The sequence below is a fragment of the Sphingobacterium sp. UDSM-2020 genome, assembly GCF_016132525.1.
Taxonomy (GTDB): domain Bacteria; phylum Bacteroidota; class Bacteroidia; order Sphingobacteriales; family Sphingobacteriaceae; genus Sphingobacterium; species Sphingobacterium anhuiense.
On the sequence record NZ_CP066166.1, the window covers coordinates 3,450,728 to 3,464,644 of the forward strand.

At 34.4% G+C, this 13,917-nt stretch carries 15 protein-coding genes; 11 read left to right on the top strand and 4 right to left on the bottom strand.

The window, feature by feature from the left end:
- The first annotated feature begins 46 nt into the window (after nt 1-46).
- Nucleotides 47-520 (top strand): hypothetical protein, encoded by a 474-nt coding sequence (locus JAZ75_RS14490; RefSeq protein WP_208696280.1) that lies wholly within the window; start codon nt 47-49, stop codon nt 518-520.
- A gap of 109 nt (nt 521-629) precedes the next feature.
- Here the strand turns inward: JAZ75_RS14490 and JAZ75_RS14495 are convergent, their stop codons facing one another.
- The 3 genes from JAZ75_RS14495 to JAZ75_RS14505 form a co-directional block, all read right to left on the bottom strand.
- The gene (locus JAZ75_RS14495) at nt 630-1,331 is read right to left on the bottom strand and encodes a class I SAM-dependent methyltransferase (protein WP_132844501.1); all 702 of its coding nucleotides are present in this window, start codon (nt 1,329-1,331) and stop codon (nt 630-632) included.
- Nucleotides 1,324-2,496 carry a nicotinate phosphoribosyltransferase gene (gene pncB / locus JAZ75_RS14500; protein WP_031287103.1) on the bottom strand — a complete coding sequence of 391 codons (1,173 nt, stop codon included), beginning with the start codon at nt 2,494-2,496 and terminating at the stop codon, nt 1,324-1,326. Before pncB ends, JAZ75_RS14495 begins: the two co-directional genes overlap by 8 nt.
- A 148-nt stretch (nt 2,497-2,644) precedes the next feature.
- Nucleotides 2,645-4,132, bottom strand: a complete 1,488-nt coding sequence (locus JAZ75_RS14505) for a DUF6600 domain-containing protein (RefSeq protein ID WP_208696282.1) — start codon at nt 4,130-4,132, stop codon at nt 2,645-2,647.
- A gap of 258 nt (nt 4,133-4,390) precedes the next feature.
- Between JAZ75_RS14505 and JAZ75_RS14510 the strand changes: the two genes are divergently transcribed.
- From JAZ75_RS14510 to JAZ75_RS14535, 6 genes are all read left to right on the top strand, one after another.
- Nucleotides 4,391-5,149 carry an MlaE family ABC transporter permease gene (locus tag JAZ75_RS14510; RefSeq protein WP_132772204.1) on the top strand — a complete coding sequence of 253 codons (759 nt, stop codon included), beginning with the start codon at nt 4,391-4,393 and terminating at the stop codon, nt 5,147-5,149.
- A 2-nt stretch (nt 5,150-5,151) separates the two neighbouring features.
- Nucleotides 5,152-5,925, top strand: a complete 774-nt coding sequence (locus tag JAZ75_RS14515) for an ABC transporter ATP-binding protein (RefSeq protein WP_021188170.1) — start codon at nt 5,152-5,154, stop codon at nt 5,923-5,925.
- A 4-nt stretch (nt 5,926-5,929) separates the two neighbouring features.
- Nucleotides 5,930-6,934, top strand: a complete 1,005-nt coding sequence (locus JAZ75_RS14520) for an MlaD family protein (protein ID WP_208696284.1) — start codon at nt 5,930-5,932, stop codon at nt 6,932-6,934.
- A 153-nt stretch (nt 6,935-7,087) separates the two neighbouring features.
- Nucleotides 7,088-7,783 carry an RluA family pseudouridine synthase gene (locus JAZ75_RS14525; protein ID WP_132772208.1) on the top strand — a complete coding sequence of 232 codons (696 nt, stop codon included), beginning with the start codon at nt 7,088-7,090 and terminating at the stop codon, nt 7,781-7,783.
- Between the two features lie 43 nt (nt 7,784-7,826).
- Nucleotides 7,827-8,096 (top strand): hypothetical protein, encoded by a 270-nt coding sequence (locus JAZ75_RS14530; protein WP_021188167.1) that lies wholly within the window; start codon nt 7,827-7,829, stop codon nt 8,094-8,096.
- Between the two features lie 12 nt (nt 8,097-8,108).
- Nucleotides 8,109-8,519, top strand: a complete 411-nt coding sequence (locus JAZ75_RS14535) for a DUF983 domain-containing protein (RefSeq protein ID WP_132844492.1) — start codon at nt 8,109-8,111, stop codon at nt 8,517-8,519.
- 14 nt (nt 8,520-8,533) lie between these two features.
- On the opposite strand, the gene JAZ75_RS14540 is transcribed toward JAZ75_RS14535, so the two are convergent.
- The gene (locus JAZ75_RS14540; protein ID WP_132844490.1) at nt 8,534-8,818 is read right to left on the bottom strand and encodes a DUF4286 family protein; all 285 of its coding nucleotides are present in this window, start codon (nt 8,816-8,818) and stop codon (nt 8,534-8,536) included.
- A gap of 160 nt (nt 8,819-8,978) precedes the next feature.
- Here JAZ75_RS14540 and JAZ75_RS14545 point away from each other — a divergent pair, with 160 nt between their 5' ends.
- The 4 genes from JAZ75_RS14545 (at nt 8,979) to greA (ending at nt 13,862) form a co-directional block, all read left to right on the top strand.
- The gene (locus tag JAZ75_RS14545) at nt 8,979-10,868 is read left to right on the top strand and encodes a prolyl oligopeptidase family serine peptidase (RefSeq protein ID WP_208696286.1); all 1,890 of its coding nucleotides are present in this window, start codon (nt 8,979-8,981) and stop codon (nt 10,866-10,868) included.
- Between the two features lie 7 nt (nt 10,869-10,875).
- A complete protein-coding gene (locus JAZ75_RS14550; RefSeq protein ID WP_208696287.1) occupies nt 10,876-12,534 on the top strand; it encodes a sensor histidine kinase in 1,659 nt (552 codons plus the stop codon).
- Nucleotides 12,535-12,547: 13 nt separating this feature from the next.
- A complete protein-coding gene (locus tag JAZ75_RS14555) occupies nt 12,548-13,246 on the top strand; it encodes a response regulator transcription factor (protein ID WP_132772215.1) in 699 nt (232 codons plus the stop codon).
- 142 nt (nt 13,247-13,388) lie between these two features.
- The gene (gene greA / locus JAZ75_RS14560; RefSeq protein ID WP_132772217.1) at nt 13,389-13,862 is read left to right on the top strand and encodes a transcription elongation factor GreA; all 474 of its coding nucleotides are present in this window, start codon (nt 13,389-13,391) and stop codon (nt 13,860-13,862) included.
- Nucleotides 13,863-13,917: the final 55 nt, after the last annotated feature.

The following is a 13,917-nucleotide window of genomic DNA, read 5'->3' on the forward strand; positions in this document are numbered from 1 at the left end:
ATCAGATGCAACAACTTTGATCTCTGTTAAAATAAAAAACCATTTTATGAAAAACCTAATAAATCAAAAGTTAATCATTTTGTCATTTGTTGCTGCATGTTCATCATGTGCGCCAAAGTCTGATAAACCTGCAGAAAATATACAAAATATTGCAGGAACCTATCGTTTACTTGAAAGTAAAACCATAAAAGGAACAGACACGATTCTTGCTTTTACAGATACATCAAAAACAGAGATGTTTAAGATGTTTAATGGAGATCACTTTTCTTTTTTTAATCACGATAAAGAGAAAGGGAAAGGAAAAGAACCATTATTTGTCTCGGGAGGAGGTACATATACACTAATTGGTAATAAATATAAAGAACATTTACAGTATTGCAGCATGCGCGACTGGGAAAATAATACTTTTGATTTTGAGCTAACTCAAAAAGGAGATACGCTTATTCAAAAAGGCGAAGAAAATCTTCCCGAATTAGGTGTTAAACAAATAATAATTGAAACCTATATCAAGCTTAAATAGCCCATTTTAATTATCAGGTTGGTAATCGTATTTAAAATTGCTACTTATTAAAAAACAAAGCCTTTCGCAATATTTCCGAAAGGCTTTGTTGTATCTAATTCAGTGGGCACTATTTTCTCTTTTCCATACGAACTAAATATTGGTCGTGTTCATCTTCAAATAGAATTTGTACTACCCAGTTTAATTCATGTGCAATTTTAATGAGCATCTTTTGATCCAGATATAGCCACTTGAATTTGTCCCCAAAATTTCCCTGATATTGATATTGATAATTTATCTCTCCAAAATAGTGATCAGGTCGTTTTATTTTATATTCCTCATAAAGATACTCGATGTTTGACGTATCAAAGATAAGCTGTCCACGATCTGTCAATATAGATTCAGCATGAATCAAAAGGTTTTTAAAGCCTTCTATATCGCCTGCTAATCCAATTCCATTCATCAAGAACAAGAGAGTATCATATTTATGATCTTTGAATTGATAAAAATCGTTATGATGTATTTTTTGAACCCCTCTCTGTTGCATGATCTGGCAGGCGATGTTCGATACTTCAAGTGCTTCAACATCGAAATTTTTGTCTTGCAAATACAATGTGTGACAACCTACGCCAGCGCCCACATCTAAAACACGTCCATCACATAGGGAAAGCGCAATAAATTCCAGTTCAGGAATCTCGTCTTCGTCGCGAAAAAATATATCAACGGGCATTTCTTCAATATCACCATAACTACTGTGTAACAGCAGAGGCGCTACCTCTTTTTGATGAATGTAATAATCGTTTAAGGCTTCGCCGTAAATATCTCTAGTCATGTATCATTAATATTTGTTTTGCTAATTTGATGGTCGCTGGATCTCCAGTGTTCTTTTTAGGTTCATCCGATAATTTAATTACCTGCGTCCATTCATCATCTTCTGGTTGTGTTTCAGTCATTTTAATCACTATATTCATTTGTGTCAGGCCAACATCATTAGTGAAGTTAGTACCCACTCCAAATGAATGTCCAATTTTGCCTTTACAATACTGCGTTATATGAGCCACTTTATCATAATCTAAACCGTCCGAAAATATGATGGTTTTCGATAAAGGATCGATTCCTTTATTAACATAATGTGAAATGATTTTTTCAGCGAATTCTATAGGATCTCCGCTGTCATGTCGTACACCATCAAATAATTTGGTGAGTTTTTTGTCAAATTGTCTAAAGAATACTTCTGTTGTATACGTGTCAGATAGCGCGATACCCAAGTCACCTCTGTATACATCGGCCCAATGCTCGAGACCAAGCAAATTTGCCATTTTATAACCATACTTGGCTGCATGAAACATAAACCATTCATGAGCATGTGTGCCAATAGGTTTAATTTGATATTGCATAGCAAGAAGAACATTACTCGTTCCGATAAAAGTACCAGCCCCATATTCTTTTAATGTTTCTACGACAAGTTTGTGAACCTGAAAAGAATGTCTTCTCCTTGTACCAAAATCTGCGATTGTAATATTTAATTTCTTATATTTTTCAATTTTAGTTTTAGCATCATCAATAACCTGTTCATTCGTTAAGCGCTTCTGTTCAGTTATTTCGTAATAAAGTTCACATATTAAAGCCATGATCGGAACTTCCCATAGAATGGTACGGTACCAATATCCTTCAATTTTAACTTCTAAATCTTCGCCATTTTGAATAATACTGATCTCATCAGGATCATAGCGATAGCCCTGTAAGAAGTCAAAGTAAGTAGGGTCAATATATGGGCAATTTTGAGCAAAAAATGTTTTTTCAGCTTTGCTCAATTTTAGATTTGCCATCGCATCGATTGCCTCTCTTAGTTTTTTATCAAATCCTAGTGGAAATTTATGTTGACCGCGATTAATGAATTGGTATCGAGCCTTTGCTTTTGGAAATAACTTGACAACAGCATATTGCATCGTGAACTTATAAAAGTCGTTGTCTAGTATGGATGTTAGTTGAGCCATTGGCTTCTTAATATAAAGTGAATAAGAATGTAAATTTAATAATTAACATCAATTTAAAGTAATTGTTCGGAAAATCCAATTTGTGTCTTATTCATAAAAAAGAGGCTTAGTATCATTACTAAGCCTCTCCATAAAATTATTTCAATTCTTATCTTGTACGTGTACTGCCGCTTCTGGTAGCTCCCGACTGTATTGAGCTTCTTTCATTGGTACTATTATTACTTCTTTCCACACTATTTGACTGTGCTCTCGCAGGTCGTTCCGTATTGGTTGAAGGGGCAGTTCTACTACTTCTACTTTCGTTGTTCGAAGTTGACTGAACCCTTGCAGGTCGTTCTGTATTCGTAGGGGCAGTTCTGCTACTTCTAGTTTCGTTGTTTGAAGTTTCCTGTACTCTAGCTGGTCGCTCTGTGTTCGTAGGGGCAGTTCTGCTACTTCTAGTTTCATTGTTTGTACTCGTTTGAACCCTAGCTGGTCGCTCAGTTCTAGCTTGTTCTACTGTATTTGTATTTCTTGTAGGCCTTTCTGTACGAACTGAAGTATTGTTATTATTATTATCGATAGATTGTACTCTCTCTCGGGTGTTTCTGGTATTGGAAGAACCATTATCTATATTAGATGAGTTACTTCTTGTGCTACCACCATTATTGTTTATACGTCCATCCGTTCTATCAATATTACTATTATTGCCTCTTGATCTATCTGTTGATCCATTTTCTCTCGATCTAACAGTAGCATTTCCACTATTGTCAATATACAATTCGCGACTACCTCTCGTACTGGTCATATTATCTCTTGTAGATATCACCCGATCATTTCTATTTTGTAGAGATGTATTATTGCTGCGTGTACGTGATGAAACTTCAGCAACTCGGCTTGGTCTTGCATCAGTTCTTGAATTACGATCCACATTTGGGCGATAGATATCAACACTGCTACGCGTTACACGTGATGCACCAGGTCTATCAGAATTATTAATACTTCTTACGCTTACACGTCTTCCTGTACTTCTCTCAATATCTGATCTTCTTGGACCACCATAATAGTTTTTATTATTGATGATAATCGTATTATTGATAATTGTAGTTCTATTATAAAAATTATTATAATTACGAGGGTGAACATAGTAACGATCTAGTCTATTGCTATAGATGTTAGATGATCCAACAAATACCCATAAATTCATAGGAAGGTTGATCGAAATATTAATCCCTAAAGGTGCCCAGCCATAATAACCAGATCCTTCTCTCCAATTTACCCAAGCAGGTCCCCACTCATAATCTGGAATCCACGCCCAACCATAGTTGTTGTTGTATTCCCATCTACCATAATGGAATGGTGCCCAGCCCCAAGAATAATTTGATACCCACGTATTTCCATATTCAGTCATGGTCCAGTATCCATTGGTTGAATATGGCTGGAAATTAGGGCCTACATCAGGTATCCACATATAACCATAATTGCGGTCATTTACCCAGTCACCATAAGGCGCTAGTTCATCATAAAATGTTTGAAAAGAAACACCACTGTTATAATTAGAATATCCACGTTGTGCTAACGAAGATTTAGGCGTCGCAAAAAACAGGATACTAAAAACTGCTAATGCGATTAATTTTATATATTTAATTTTTTTCATGATATTTCTTTTTTATCGATCGTGAAAAATAGTTCTTTATTTTGTAGGTATGACACCTATAATATACATATGGTTTAATCTGTGATTTGTTTTTTATGTAGACAAAACTTATTCCAGATTATTTTGTTGTTTTCTAGGGCTGTAAGAAAACTTAAGCGGAAACTAAGTGATTATGGTTTGATAATAATTACCTATTTTTTGTACCTTTATCCCTTCAATCGTGTCATAAAATATTGTACACAGGAAATATTTATTTGAATGTTAAATAAACTTCGATCATTTTTTACTGAATTCGCAAATATCCATCGATTCTTAATTCGATTCTGGAAAGAACTTGTCACACCTCCTTATGAATTTAAGGAAATAATACGTCAATGTTTTGAAATTGGATGGAAATCATTACCCTTAATCAGTTTAACGGGTTTTATTGTGGGATTTGTTTTTTCTAAACAATCACGACCTTCATTGGAAGAGTTTGGAGCAACCTCTATGTTACCTTCATTGATTTCCATTGCTATTGTTCGGGCGTTAGCCCCGCTGGTAACGGCACTGATTGCATCTGGAAAAATTGGTTCGCAGGTTGGAGCTGAATTGAGTTCGATGAATGTTACCGAACAAATCGATGCGATGGAAGTTTCGGGAACAAACCCATTTAAATTTTTAATTGTAAGTCGCATTATAGCGACAACAATAGGTATTCCTATTTTATGTTTTTATGTTGCGGGAATCGGACTTCTTGGTGGCTACCTAAGTATGGCATCCAAAGATGATCTAAGCTTTTTAAGTTTCTTTACACAAGTCTTCGAAACAATTGGTTATCAGGATTTATGGGCAATGGTTTTTAGAGCTATTGTATTTGGTTTTACTATCGGTGCAGTAAGTTGTTATTGTGGATATTATTCTTCAAAAGGAACTGAGGGGGTTGGTAAAGCGGCTAATGCCGCTGTTGTAGCTTCCATGTTTTTGGTTTTTATTGAAGAAATTATCATCGTACAAATTTTATCAATAATAAATTAGTGATGGAAAAAGTAAAAACACATATCGATTATCAAGATTCTGTCATTACAATACGCGGTGTTAGTAAATCATTCGGAGAGAACCATGTATTAAGAAATGTTGATTTAGACTTGTACCGGGGGGAAAACCTAGTTGTTTTAGGACGTTCTGGTACTGGTAAATCCGTATTAATAAAACTTATTGCTGGACTTTTACAGCCTGATGTGGGTAGTATTGAAGTTCTTGGAAATTCTGTTAATGATTTGGATAACCATGAGTTGATGAAGTTGCGGTTGCGTATAGGATTTTCATTTCAAAATAGCGCTTTGTACGATAGTATGACGGTACGTGAAAATCTTGAATTTCCATTGATTCGTAATAAAAGAAATCTTACACGTGCTGAAATCAATAAAGAGGTGGAAGATGTGCTAGAAGGTGTGGGACTATCACAGGCAATCAATCAAATGCCATCTGAATTATCTGGTGGACAGCGTAAAAGAATCGGTATTGCGCGTACATTAATTTTACGCCCGGATATCATGATGTATGATGAGCCAACAGCAGGATTGGATCCAATAACCTGTTTAGATATTAATAGTCTTATTAACGAAGTCCAAGAAAGGTATAAAACATCATCCATTATCATCACACATGATTTAGCTTGTGCTCGATCGGTAGGAGATCGTATTGTGATGTTACTAGATGGTAAATTTGAAAGACAAGGATCTTTTAAGGAAATATTTGAAACAGATGATGCGCGAGTTAAAGCGTTTTATGATTATAATTTTATTGTTTAAATAAATGAGCAAAGTAGAAAATAAGAGAGCAGTAATAGTTGGATTATTCGTATTTATAGGATTAGCTATTCTGATTGCAGGTATATTTATACTGGGGAGTCAACAGAAAAAATTTACTAAAACTTTCGAAATTGCTACGTCTTTCCCTGATGTTGCAGGCTTAAAAGTAGGTAGTAATGTTTGGTTTTCAGGTGTTAAAGTGGGGATTATAAAGAATATTCATTTTAAAAATTTACAGGATGTTGAGGTTGTTATGACCATTGAAGAAAAATCAGCTGAATATATCCGTAAAGATGCAATTACAAAATTAGGATCAGATGGTCTTATTGGTAATAAAATCATTGTGATTTCAGGTGGTTCTCAAAATGCGCCATCAATTGAAGCTAATGATTTTCTTCGTTCTGCGAAAGCCGCAGACATGGAAGCAATGATGGAAACCCTACAGCTTAATAACCAAAACTTGGCAAAAATTACAACAGATTTTGTTGAAATTTCACGTGGTTTAGTTGAAGGGCGTGGTGTAGTTGGGTCTTTATTGACAGATACAGCCATGTTATCTTCCCTTCATATGTCTTTGCAGTCGATCAGTCAGGTTATGGCCAGTACAAATAAAGCAACATCTAACCTTGTTCTATTGACAGAAAAATTAAATTCGAATAAAGGCTTAGTTCACGATCTGACTACAGATACAGCAGTTTTTGCTAGCTTAAGAGCTTCTGCAACGCAACTGCAGGGCGTTTCACAGACAGCTAATGCACTGATGACAAATTTAAATACTGCTTCAAGTAAATTAAGTAGTAAAGATAATGCGATTGGTACATTGATCAATGATCCAGCGGTTGGTAATGAGCTTAGAGAGGCCGTTCGTAATTTAAATAACAGTACCGCTAAATTGGATCAAAACATGGAAGCTTTGCAAAGTAATTTCTTATTGAGAGGTTTCTTTAAGAAGAAGGATAAAGAAGCAAAAAAGGCAGCTGAATTAGAATTGAAAGATTCAGTGAAATAGAAATTTTAATATATTTAAAAAAGTAAAGGGCAATTTTCTTCGAAAATCGCCCTTTACTTTTTTAAGCTATTCTGATTAGGTGTATCTTTGCCTTTATACATAGGCAAGATCTCTTGCATATGGATTATTATTGTAAGATTTTATTTTAACTAAATGCATAATATTACAGATAGAGATGTTATCTATGAAGATAACCACCTCATCGCAATCAATAAAAGGGCAGGAGATATTGTTCAGGTAGACGACACCGGTGATAAGTCTTTAGAAGATATGGTTAAAGAGTATTTAAAATATAAATACAATAAACCTAATGAAGCCTTTTTAGGAGTTATTCATCGTCTTGATAGGCCTGTTAGCGGATTAATCGTTTTTGCAAAAACAAGCAAAGCATTAGAACGTATGAATAAACTGTTTAAAGATAGACAGGTAAAAAAAACTTACCTTGCAGTTGTGAGACAACGTCCACAAGAACCTGCCGGTAAATTGATCAATTGGCTTGTGCGAAATCGTGAAAAAATGGTAACAAAAGCTTTTAATAAGGAAGTGAAAGAAAGCAGCTATGCTGAATTGGATTATACTTTGATCGGTGAACTGAATGGTTTTCATTTATTAAAAGTTGAGCCATTAACAGGACGTACTCATCAGATTCGGGTGCAATTATCCACGATGGGGTGCCCTATAGTCGGTGACAATAAATACGGGTATCCTCGGGGCAGCTCAAAGGGTAGTATCTGTCTTCATTCCAGATCACTTACTTTTGTTCACCCAATCAAAAAAGAGACGATTACATTAAAGGCTCCATTACAGCATGACGGTTTCTGGGAGAAGTTTTCTAAGTTTAATGACTAGAGTCGCTGTAAAATAATCTTAATTTTTTAAGTATCTTTGTATTATGAAAACGCTTAAGTATTTGCTAGTTACAATTGTTCTGTTTTGCACGATTACGGTAACACCAATCAGTTCAGTATATGCCCAGTGTGCTATGTGTTCCTTAAATGCTGAAAATTCTACTCAGAACGGCAATACACAAGGTAAAGGCTTAAATGATGGAATCTTATTTTTGCTTGTCATTCCTTATTTGGCAGCCGCAGGTTTGGGCTTTCTATGGTATAAAAAATATCGTACTGTAAAGTCGAATAAATCTCAGGAAAAAATTCTTTAAAATTAATAAGATATGCCAACATCTAAAATTCATGCGCTTGTACATTCAAAATGTCCAAGATGTCATGTCGGAAATATGTTTGTCGGACCTGCCTATGGTTTACGTAAACAAAAAACAAATGATGTATGTCCCGTTTGTAATTTGACTTTCGAAATAGAGCCAGGTTATTTTTATGCGGCCATGTATGTCAGTTACGCGATGTCGGTGGCTGAAGTTGTAACATTTGCTTTGGCAACAGCAGTATTAACAGGAAGTGAGTCCCCGTGGACGTATATGGTAGTCCTTTTTGCAACAATCATTATCTTTTCTCCATTTAACTTTCGTTATTCAAGATTGATATTATTGCATTACATGACTCCAAAAATTGTTTATGATCCCAAGTGGGAACTTTTAGAAGAAAATAAAAATAAGAGCGATATTTAGTATCGCTCTTATTTTTACAAGTATTTCATTGTACTGTCAAAGATGAAAGCTTTATCCTTATAATTGGATGAAATTTCATGCTGTAAATGGCTGAGATGATCTTGTTGAAATTGTGCAATGTCCTCTTCGCTGGAAACCTGTATCTGAATACAGTATGTTACTCCTTCATGAGGAGAATTAAGCATTTCCAAAAAACGAGGATTGAAATTAGTGCTGCTTAGAAGATTTTCTTTTATCCAGGAAACTATTTCCTGATGTACAGATTCTTCTGATATGATGGATATGTTATATAAATACATAAGTGCAAAAATATAAACTTTAATTGCCTTATTGAAATATATATCTGTATATTATCGTGGTACAATAAATGTCGGCTGTTCTTGTAAAAATAAAGTTGCACATGATTTGTTATTGCTAATTAATTTTAATCTTTGAGTAGGTTGACGAATGAGTTTGTTTATGCGCGCATATATTACATTTTCTATATTAATTACCTTGCTGTTTCTAGGCATTAGCTGTTCGAATAATAAAACGGAACGTATACCTATTGAAAGTTTTTTTTCAACTCCTGAAAAAACATCTTTTAAAATTTCTCCCGATGGTAATTATATCGCTTATATCGGTTTGGATAATCATTGCAAGAATATTTTTTTATTAAACTTAAATAATCAGGACAGTTCCAAGCAATTGACGTATCAAAATGATATGAATGTTAATAGTTTTGTTTGGGGTGATGATGAAGAGATTATATTTTCTATAGAACAAACCTCTAATGACAGCCTAAGACTATATGCTGTAAATATTTTTACGGACGCTCTTCAGCCATTGATTAAACCCATGAAAGCAAAATTTCGTTGGGTACAGCCTGCGCGATTATATGATAATGGAATTATAGTTGCTATTAATGATCGAGATTCTTCAACGTTCGATCTTCATAAGTTATTTATTGATGGGCGGAAATCCGAGATGATTCTTCAAAATCCAGGAAACATTAACTCCTGGTATCTTTCTCAGGATGGCCAAGTGCGCCTTGTCATGGCTAATGATAGTGTGGAAGAATCAATGATGTATAGGGCAGACAATGAGCAACCCTTTCATCAGGTCTTAAAAAATGATTTTGCTTCTACTATTATACCGATGGGTTTCGTTAAAAACTCCACAACAAATATTTACGCACTTTCAAATATCGGCAGAGATAAGCTGTCGTTAGTTGAGTATGATTTAGAGCAGAAGAAAGAAGTATACGAGGTTTTTAATAATAAGGAAGTCGATCTCGATTGGGGTGGTTATTCTTCTTATACAAATGAAATGATGTATGCCTCTTATACACTTTCAAAAAAGAAAAGATTTTTTTTTAATGATAAAATCGCAGAAATATTTAAAAAAATATCTGAAAAGGCAAAGGGATCAGAATTTGATATTATTGACTCGGATTCTTCCTTTAATAAAATCATCATAAGAACATATACAGACACAAATCCTGGTGCGATTTATTATTTTGATTGCCAGGATAACGAACTACATAAACTTACCGATAACAATCCTAACTTGAAGGATCGTGAGTTATCGCAAACAGAATCTGTCAAATATCAAGCCCGCGATGGTAAGATCATTACAGGGTTTATTACTTACCCTTTACATGAAGATAGGAGTAACCTTCCTGTTGTTGTGTTGCCACATGATGGACCTAATCAGCGAGAAATTTGGGGTTTTGATCACGAAGCACAATTTTTAGCTAACCGTGGTTATGTCGTGTTTCAGATGAACTATCGTGGCTCAGTAGGCTTCGGTAAAGAATTTTGGTCGGCAGGTTTTAAAGAGTGGGGAGGTAAGATTCAAGATGATATTACGGACGGTGTAAAATGGTTAATTAGAGAAGGAATTGCAGATAAAGATAGAATAGCTATTGTTGGAAAGGGCTTTGGCGGATATTCAGCATTGCATGCAGCGTGTTTTAATTCTGATATGTATGCCTGTGCAGTATCATATTCGGGCTATACAAACTTGTTTACATATTTTAGAGATATACCACCGTATGTAAAACCCTATTTGCAAAAATACTATCAGATAATTGGAAATCCAATTCGCGAATCGAGCATGTTTAAGCAGATTTCTCCAGTATTTCATTCCAATCGTGTCAAAATTCCAGTTTTAATAGCGCAGGGCGGGAAGGATCGATTAAGTTCGGTAACAGATGCCAATCAATTTGTGCAGAAACTCAAGAATAATAATATTCCTGTACAGTATATATTGAAAGAAGAAGAGGGTAGAACTTTTAAAAAGGATGAAAATGTCATTCAATATTACCAGGAGCTAGAGAAATTTTTAGATAAATATATCGGTAAATAGTGGGGCGATGAGAGGAACAGGTTATAATTATCGTAAGAATTTTGGTTTGCTTTTTGTCTTCTTTGCTTTCGTTACGTTATTGTATTTTGTTGTCATATTTGCAGCAAGAAATTATACAGTAAATCTCGTTAATAATGAGTTTACGAATCGCAAATCGGAGGTATTTGATTTAACATTGGTACCCTTCAATGATTTTTTTCAAAATCGTGTCCCTGAAGTTTCTTTTTATCAGGGATATCTGGATTCTTTGGAAGCAGGAAAATATGCTTACAGTGTCCTAAGCTCTTATCCATTTGTGAAAGAAATTGCATTTTACGATATGCTTTTTAGTAATGATAATAGAATACTTGCCGGCTTTTCGATCAACGGATTAAATATCAGACCTAAAACATTATCCATATTTACAATTAATAACCGCGGTTTAGATAAAAGGTATATCACTAAACGTGAAGAAATGGGACCTTTTAATGAGGAATTGAACAGTATGGGGATCAAGGTGGCAAGTTATATTGATAAATTGCAGTCCAGCTCAAAATTAACAGATCGCGACATTCTTCGTGTTTTCTATTCCACGCAACCAGGTCGTATTACTTATCTCAATATTCCGCGCATCAATGATCTACTGGTATATAAAGATATCATGGATACAAAATTAGATCATATTGTAAATTATGAACAGGATATGTTTGTCTTTAGCGTCGATCCGACCCTATTAGATGTTAAAAATATATATCCCAATCTTTATGAAAAAATTGAAGTCGTACCTATCGTACGCGCTCCTGTAACCTCCGATGTCAAAGAATATGTGACCGAAATGCTTTTACCGGGAGCTCTTGCAGATTATAAATTGTTATTTCATTCCAGCGAATCATTTATCTCAAAAGAAGTGAATCGTAGTTTTCTACCTATAGTGCTGGGCATTTCATTAGTTTATTTGATTTTATTAGTCATTTTATATTTGATTTACCGTAATTTAGAAATTAATGGTAGACTGTTTAAATTGCAATACGATTTCATTAATAATTTGACACATGAGTTTAAAACCCCTGTTAGTGTAATAAAAATAGCAGGTAACAATATTAAAAGTGCACAATATTTATCTGATGAAGAGCGTATAATGTATGGAAACATATTGGATCAGGAATCAGATCGGCTGAACAATTTGATGAACAAATTATTGTCATTTAGTCAAATTGAAAATAAAACAATCAAGCTTAAAAGAGAAGAAATTGATTTAAATACATTTGTCGATAATATTGTGGCATCCACACAATTAAAACATGCAGATTTTAAAATAACAAAAGAAATTAACGTCAAATCCAGTCTACTTGCAGATCCTGTATTATTAACAAGTGTGTTTCAAAATTTAATTGATAATGCCTATAAATATTCGGATCAAAAGAGGAAAGTATTAGATATTAAAATACAACAAAATAAAAAGAATTTTGTTATTATCTTTAGAGACGAAGGAATAGGTATAAATAAAAATGAGTTTTCAAATATATTTAAGAAGTTCTATCGGATCAAAAGTCAATACAATCAACAAGGAAGTATTGGTTTGGGTTTAGCCTTTTGTAAAGAGATAACAGAATTTATGGGGGGAGAAATTTCTGTTAAAAGTGAAATCGGTAAAGGAACTACCTTTACTCTCATTTTTTCAGTTTAAAATATAATTAATTATGAGCAAAGAAATAACTGTAGCTGTTATTGAAGATGATGAAAATCTACGCTTTTTAGTTCGTCACAGATTAGAAACGGAAGGGTACAATGTTGTTCAAACGGGGGATGGAAATGAGGCTGAAAAGTTGATTTTAGAGAAAAAACCAGATGTTGTATTGCTAGATTGGATGTTGCCAGGTAAGGAAGGTAACGAGATTTGTGAAAATATACGTAAAGCAGGATTTGAAAATATTGTTATCATGATGACTGCTAAATCTCAAGATATTGATAAGATCGAAGCTTATAGCTTTGGTGTGACGGATTACATTAGTAAGCCATTCAATATGGACGTATTAATCGCCATGATTGAAAATAAGGTTCGTTTCTTTTTACCTAAAAACACGCCTGAGATCTACCATTTTGGTAAAACTGAACATCAGCCAAACATTCACTCACTTGTGAGAGACGGTAAGAAAATAGAACTTACAATTTTAGAGAATCGTATCTTATTGCATTTTCTACAAAATGTCGGCAAAGAAATAACACGCGAGGAGCTGATGGAAGTCGTTTGGGGGTACAGTTCAAATGTCAATACACGCACCTTAGACATGCATGTGGTTAGATTAAGGAAGAAGATCGAAAAGAATCCTGATAAACCCTATTACTTGCAGACTGTTAGGGGGTTAGGGTATAGATTTGTTGATGAAGAAGAGAATTAAAATGAATTAATGGGTTTGAATTTGTTTTGTTAAAAACAATTCTTACCTTCGTATTATAGACAGCGAGACCATGTTATCCGACAAGGATAACATGGTCTTGTTTCATTTTTGAATAATTAAGATAAAACAAATAACAATAATTATGGCAGAAGTAACTTATTACACCGCAGAGGGATTACAAAAGCTCAAGGAAGAGTTGCACTATCTTAAAACTGAAGGAAGAACTAGTATCTCGAATGCAATAGCTGAAGCAAGAGATAAAGGTGATTTGTCTGAGAATGCAGAATATGATGCTGCAAAAGAGGCGCAAGGTATGCATGAAGCAAAGATTGCAAACTTGGAAAATACGCTAGCTGGAGCTCGTTTGATTGACGAATCCAAATTAGATACATCAAAAGTATTGGCCTTATCTATCGTAAAGATCAAGAATAAGAAAAATGGCGCTGAAATGACGTATCAATTGGTGTCCGAAACAGAAGCTGATATGAAGCAAGGTAAGATTTCTGTTAAGTCTCCTATTGCCAAAGGTTTACTAGGTAAATCTAAAGGTGATGTAGCTGTAATCGATGTTCCTGCAGGTCAGATTGAATTCGAAATTATAGAAATTACAAGATAAATTATATGCGGTTATGTGCGGTTTTGCCATAACCGCATATTAATAAAACGTTATA

Coding starts and splice junctions, on each gene's coding strand:
- JAZ75_RS14490 (WP_208696280.1), top strand. CDS start 47: ATGAAAAACCTAATAAATCAAAAGTTAATCATTTTGTCATTTGTTGCT.
- JAZ75_RS14495 (WP_132844501.1), bottom strand. CDS start 1,331: ATGACTAGAGATATTTACGGCGAAGCCTTAAACGATTATTACATTCAT.
- pncB (WP_031287103.1), bottom strand. CDS start 2,496: ATGGCTCAACTAACATCCATACTAGACAACGACTTTTATAAGTTCACG.
- JAZ75_RS14505 (WP_208696282.1), bottom strand. CDS start 4,132: ATGAAAAAAATTAAATATATAAAATTAATCGCATTAGCAGTTTTTAGT.
- JAZ75_RS14510 (WP_132772204.1), top strand. CDS start 4,391: ATGTTAAATAAACTTCGATCATTTTTTACTGAATTCGCAAATATCCAT.
- JAZ75_RS14515 (WP_021188170.1), top strand. CDS start 5,152: ATGGAAAAAGTAAAAACACATATCGATTATCAAGATTCTGTCATTACA.
- JAZ75_RS14520 (WP_208696284.1), top strand. CDS start 5,930: ATGAGCAAAGTAGAAAATAAGAGAGCAGTAATAGTTGGATTATTCGTA.
- JAZ75_RS14525 (WP_132772208.1), top strand. CDS start 7,088: ATGCATAATATTACAGATAGAGATGTTATCTATGAAGATAACCACCTC.
- JAZ75_RS14530 (WP_021188167.1), top strand. CDS start 7,827: ATGAAAACGCTTAAGTATTTGCTAGTTACAATTGTTCTGTTTTGCACG.
- JAZ75_RS14535 (WP_132844492.1), top strand. CDS start 8,109: ATGCCAACATCTAAAATTCATGCGCTTGTACATTCAAAATGTCCAAGA.
- JAZ75_RS14540 (WP_132844490.1), bottom strand. CDS start 8,818: ATGTATTTATATAACATATCCATCATATCAGAAGAATCTGTACATCAG.
- JAZ75_RS14545 (WP_208696286.1), top strand. CDS start 8,979: ATGCGCGCATATATTACATTTTCTATATTAATTACCTTGCTGTTTCTA.
- JAZ75_RS14550 (WP_208696287.1), top strand. CDS start 10,876: ATGAGAGGAACAGGTTATAATTATCGTAAGAATTTTGGTTTGCTTTTT.
- JAZ75_RS14555 (WP_132772215.1), top strand. CDS start 12,548: ATGAGCAAAGAAATAACTGTAGCTGTTATTGAAGATGATGAAAATCTA.
- greA (WP_132772217.1), top strand. CDS start 13,389: ATGGCAGAAGTAACTTATTACACCGCAGAGGGATTACAAAAGCTCAAG.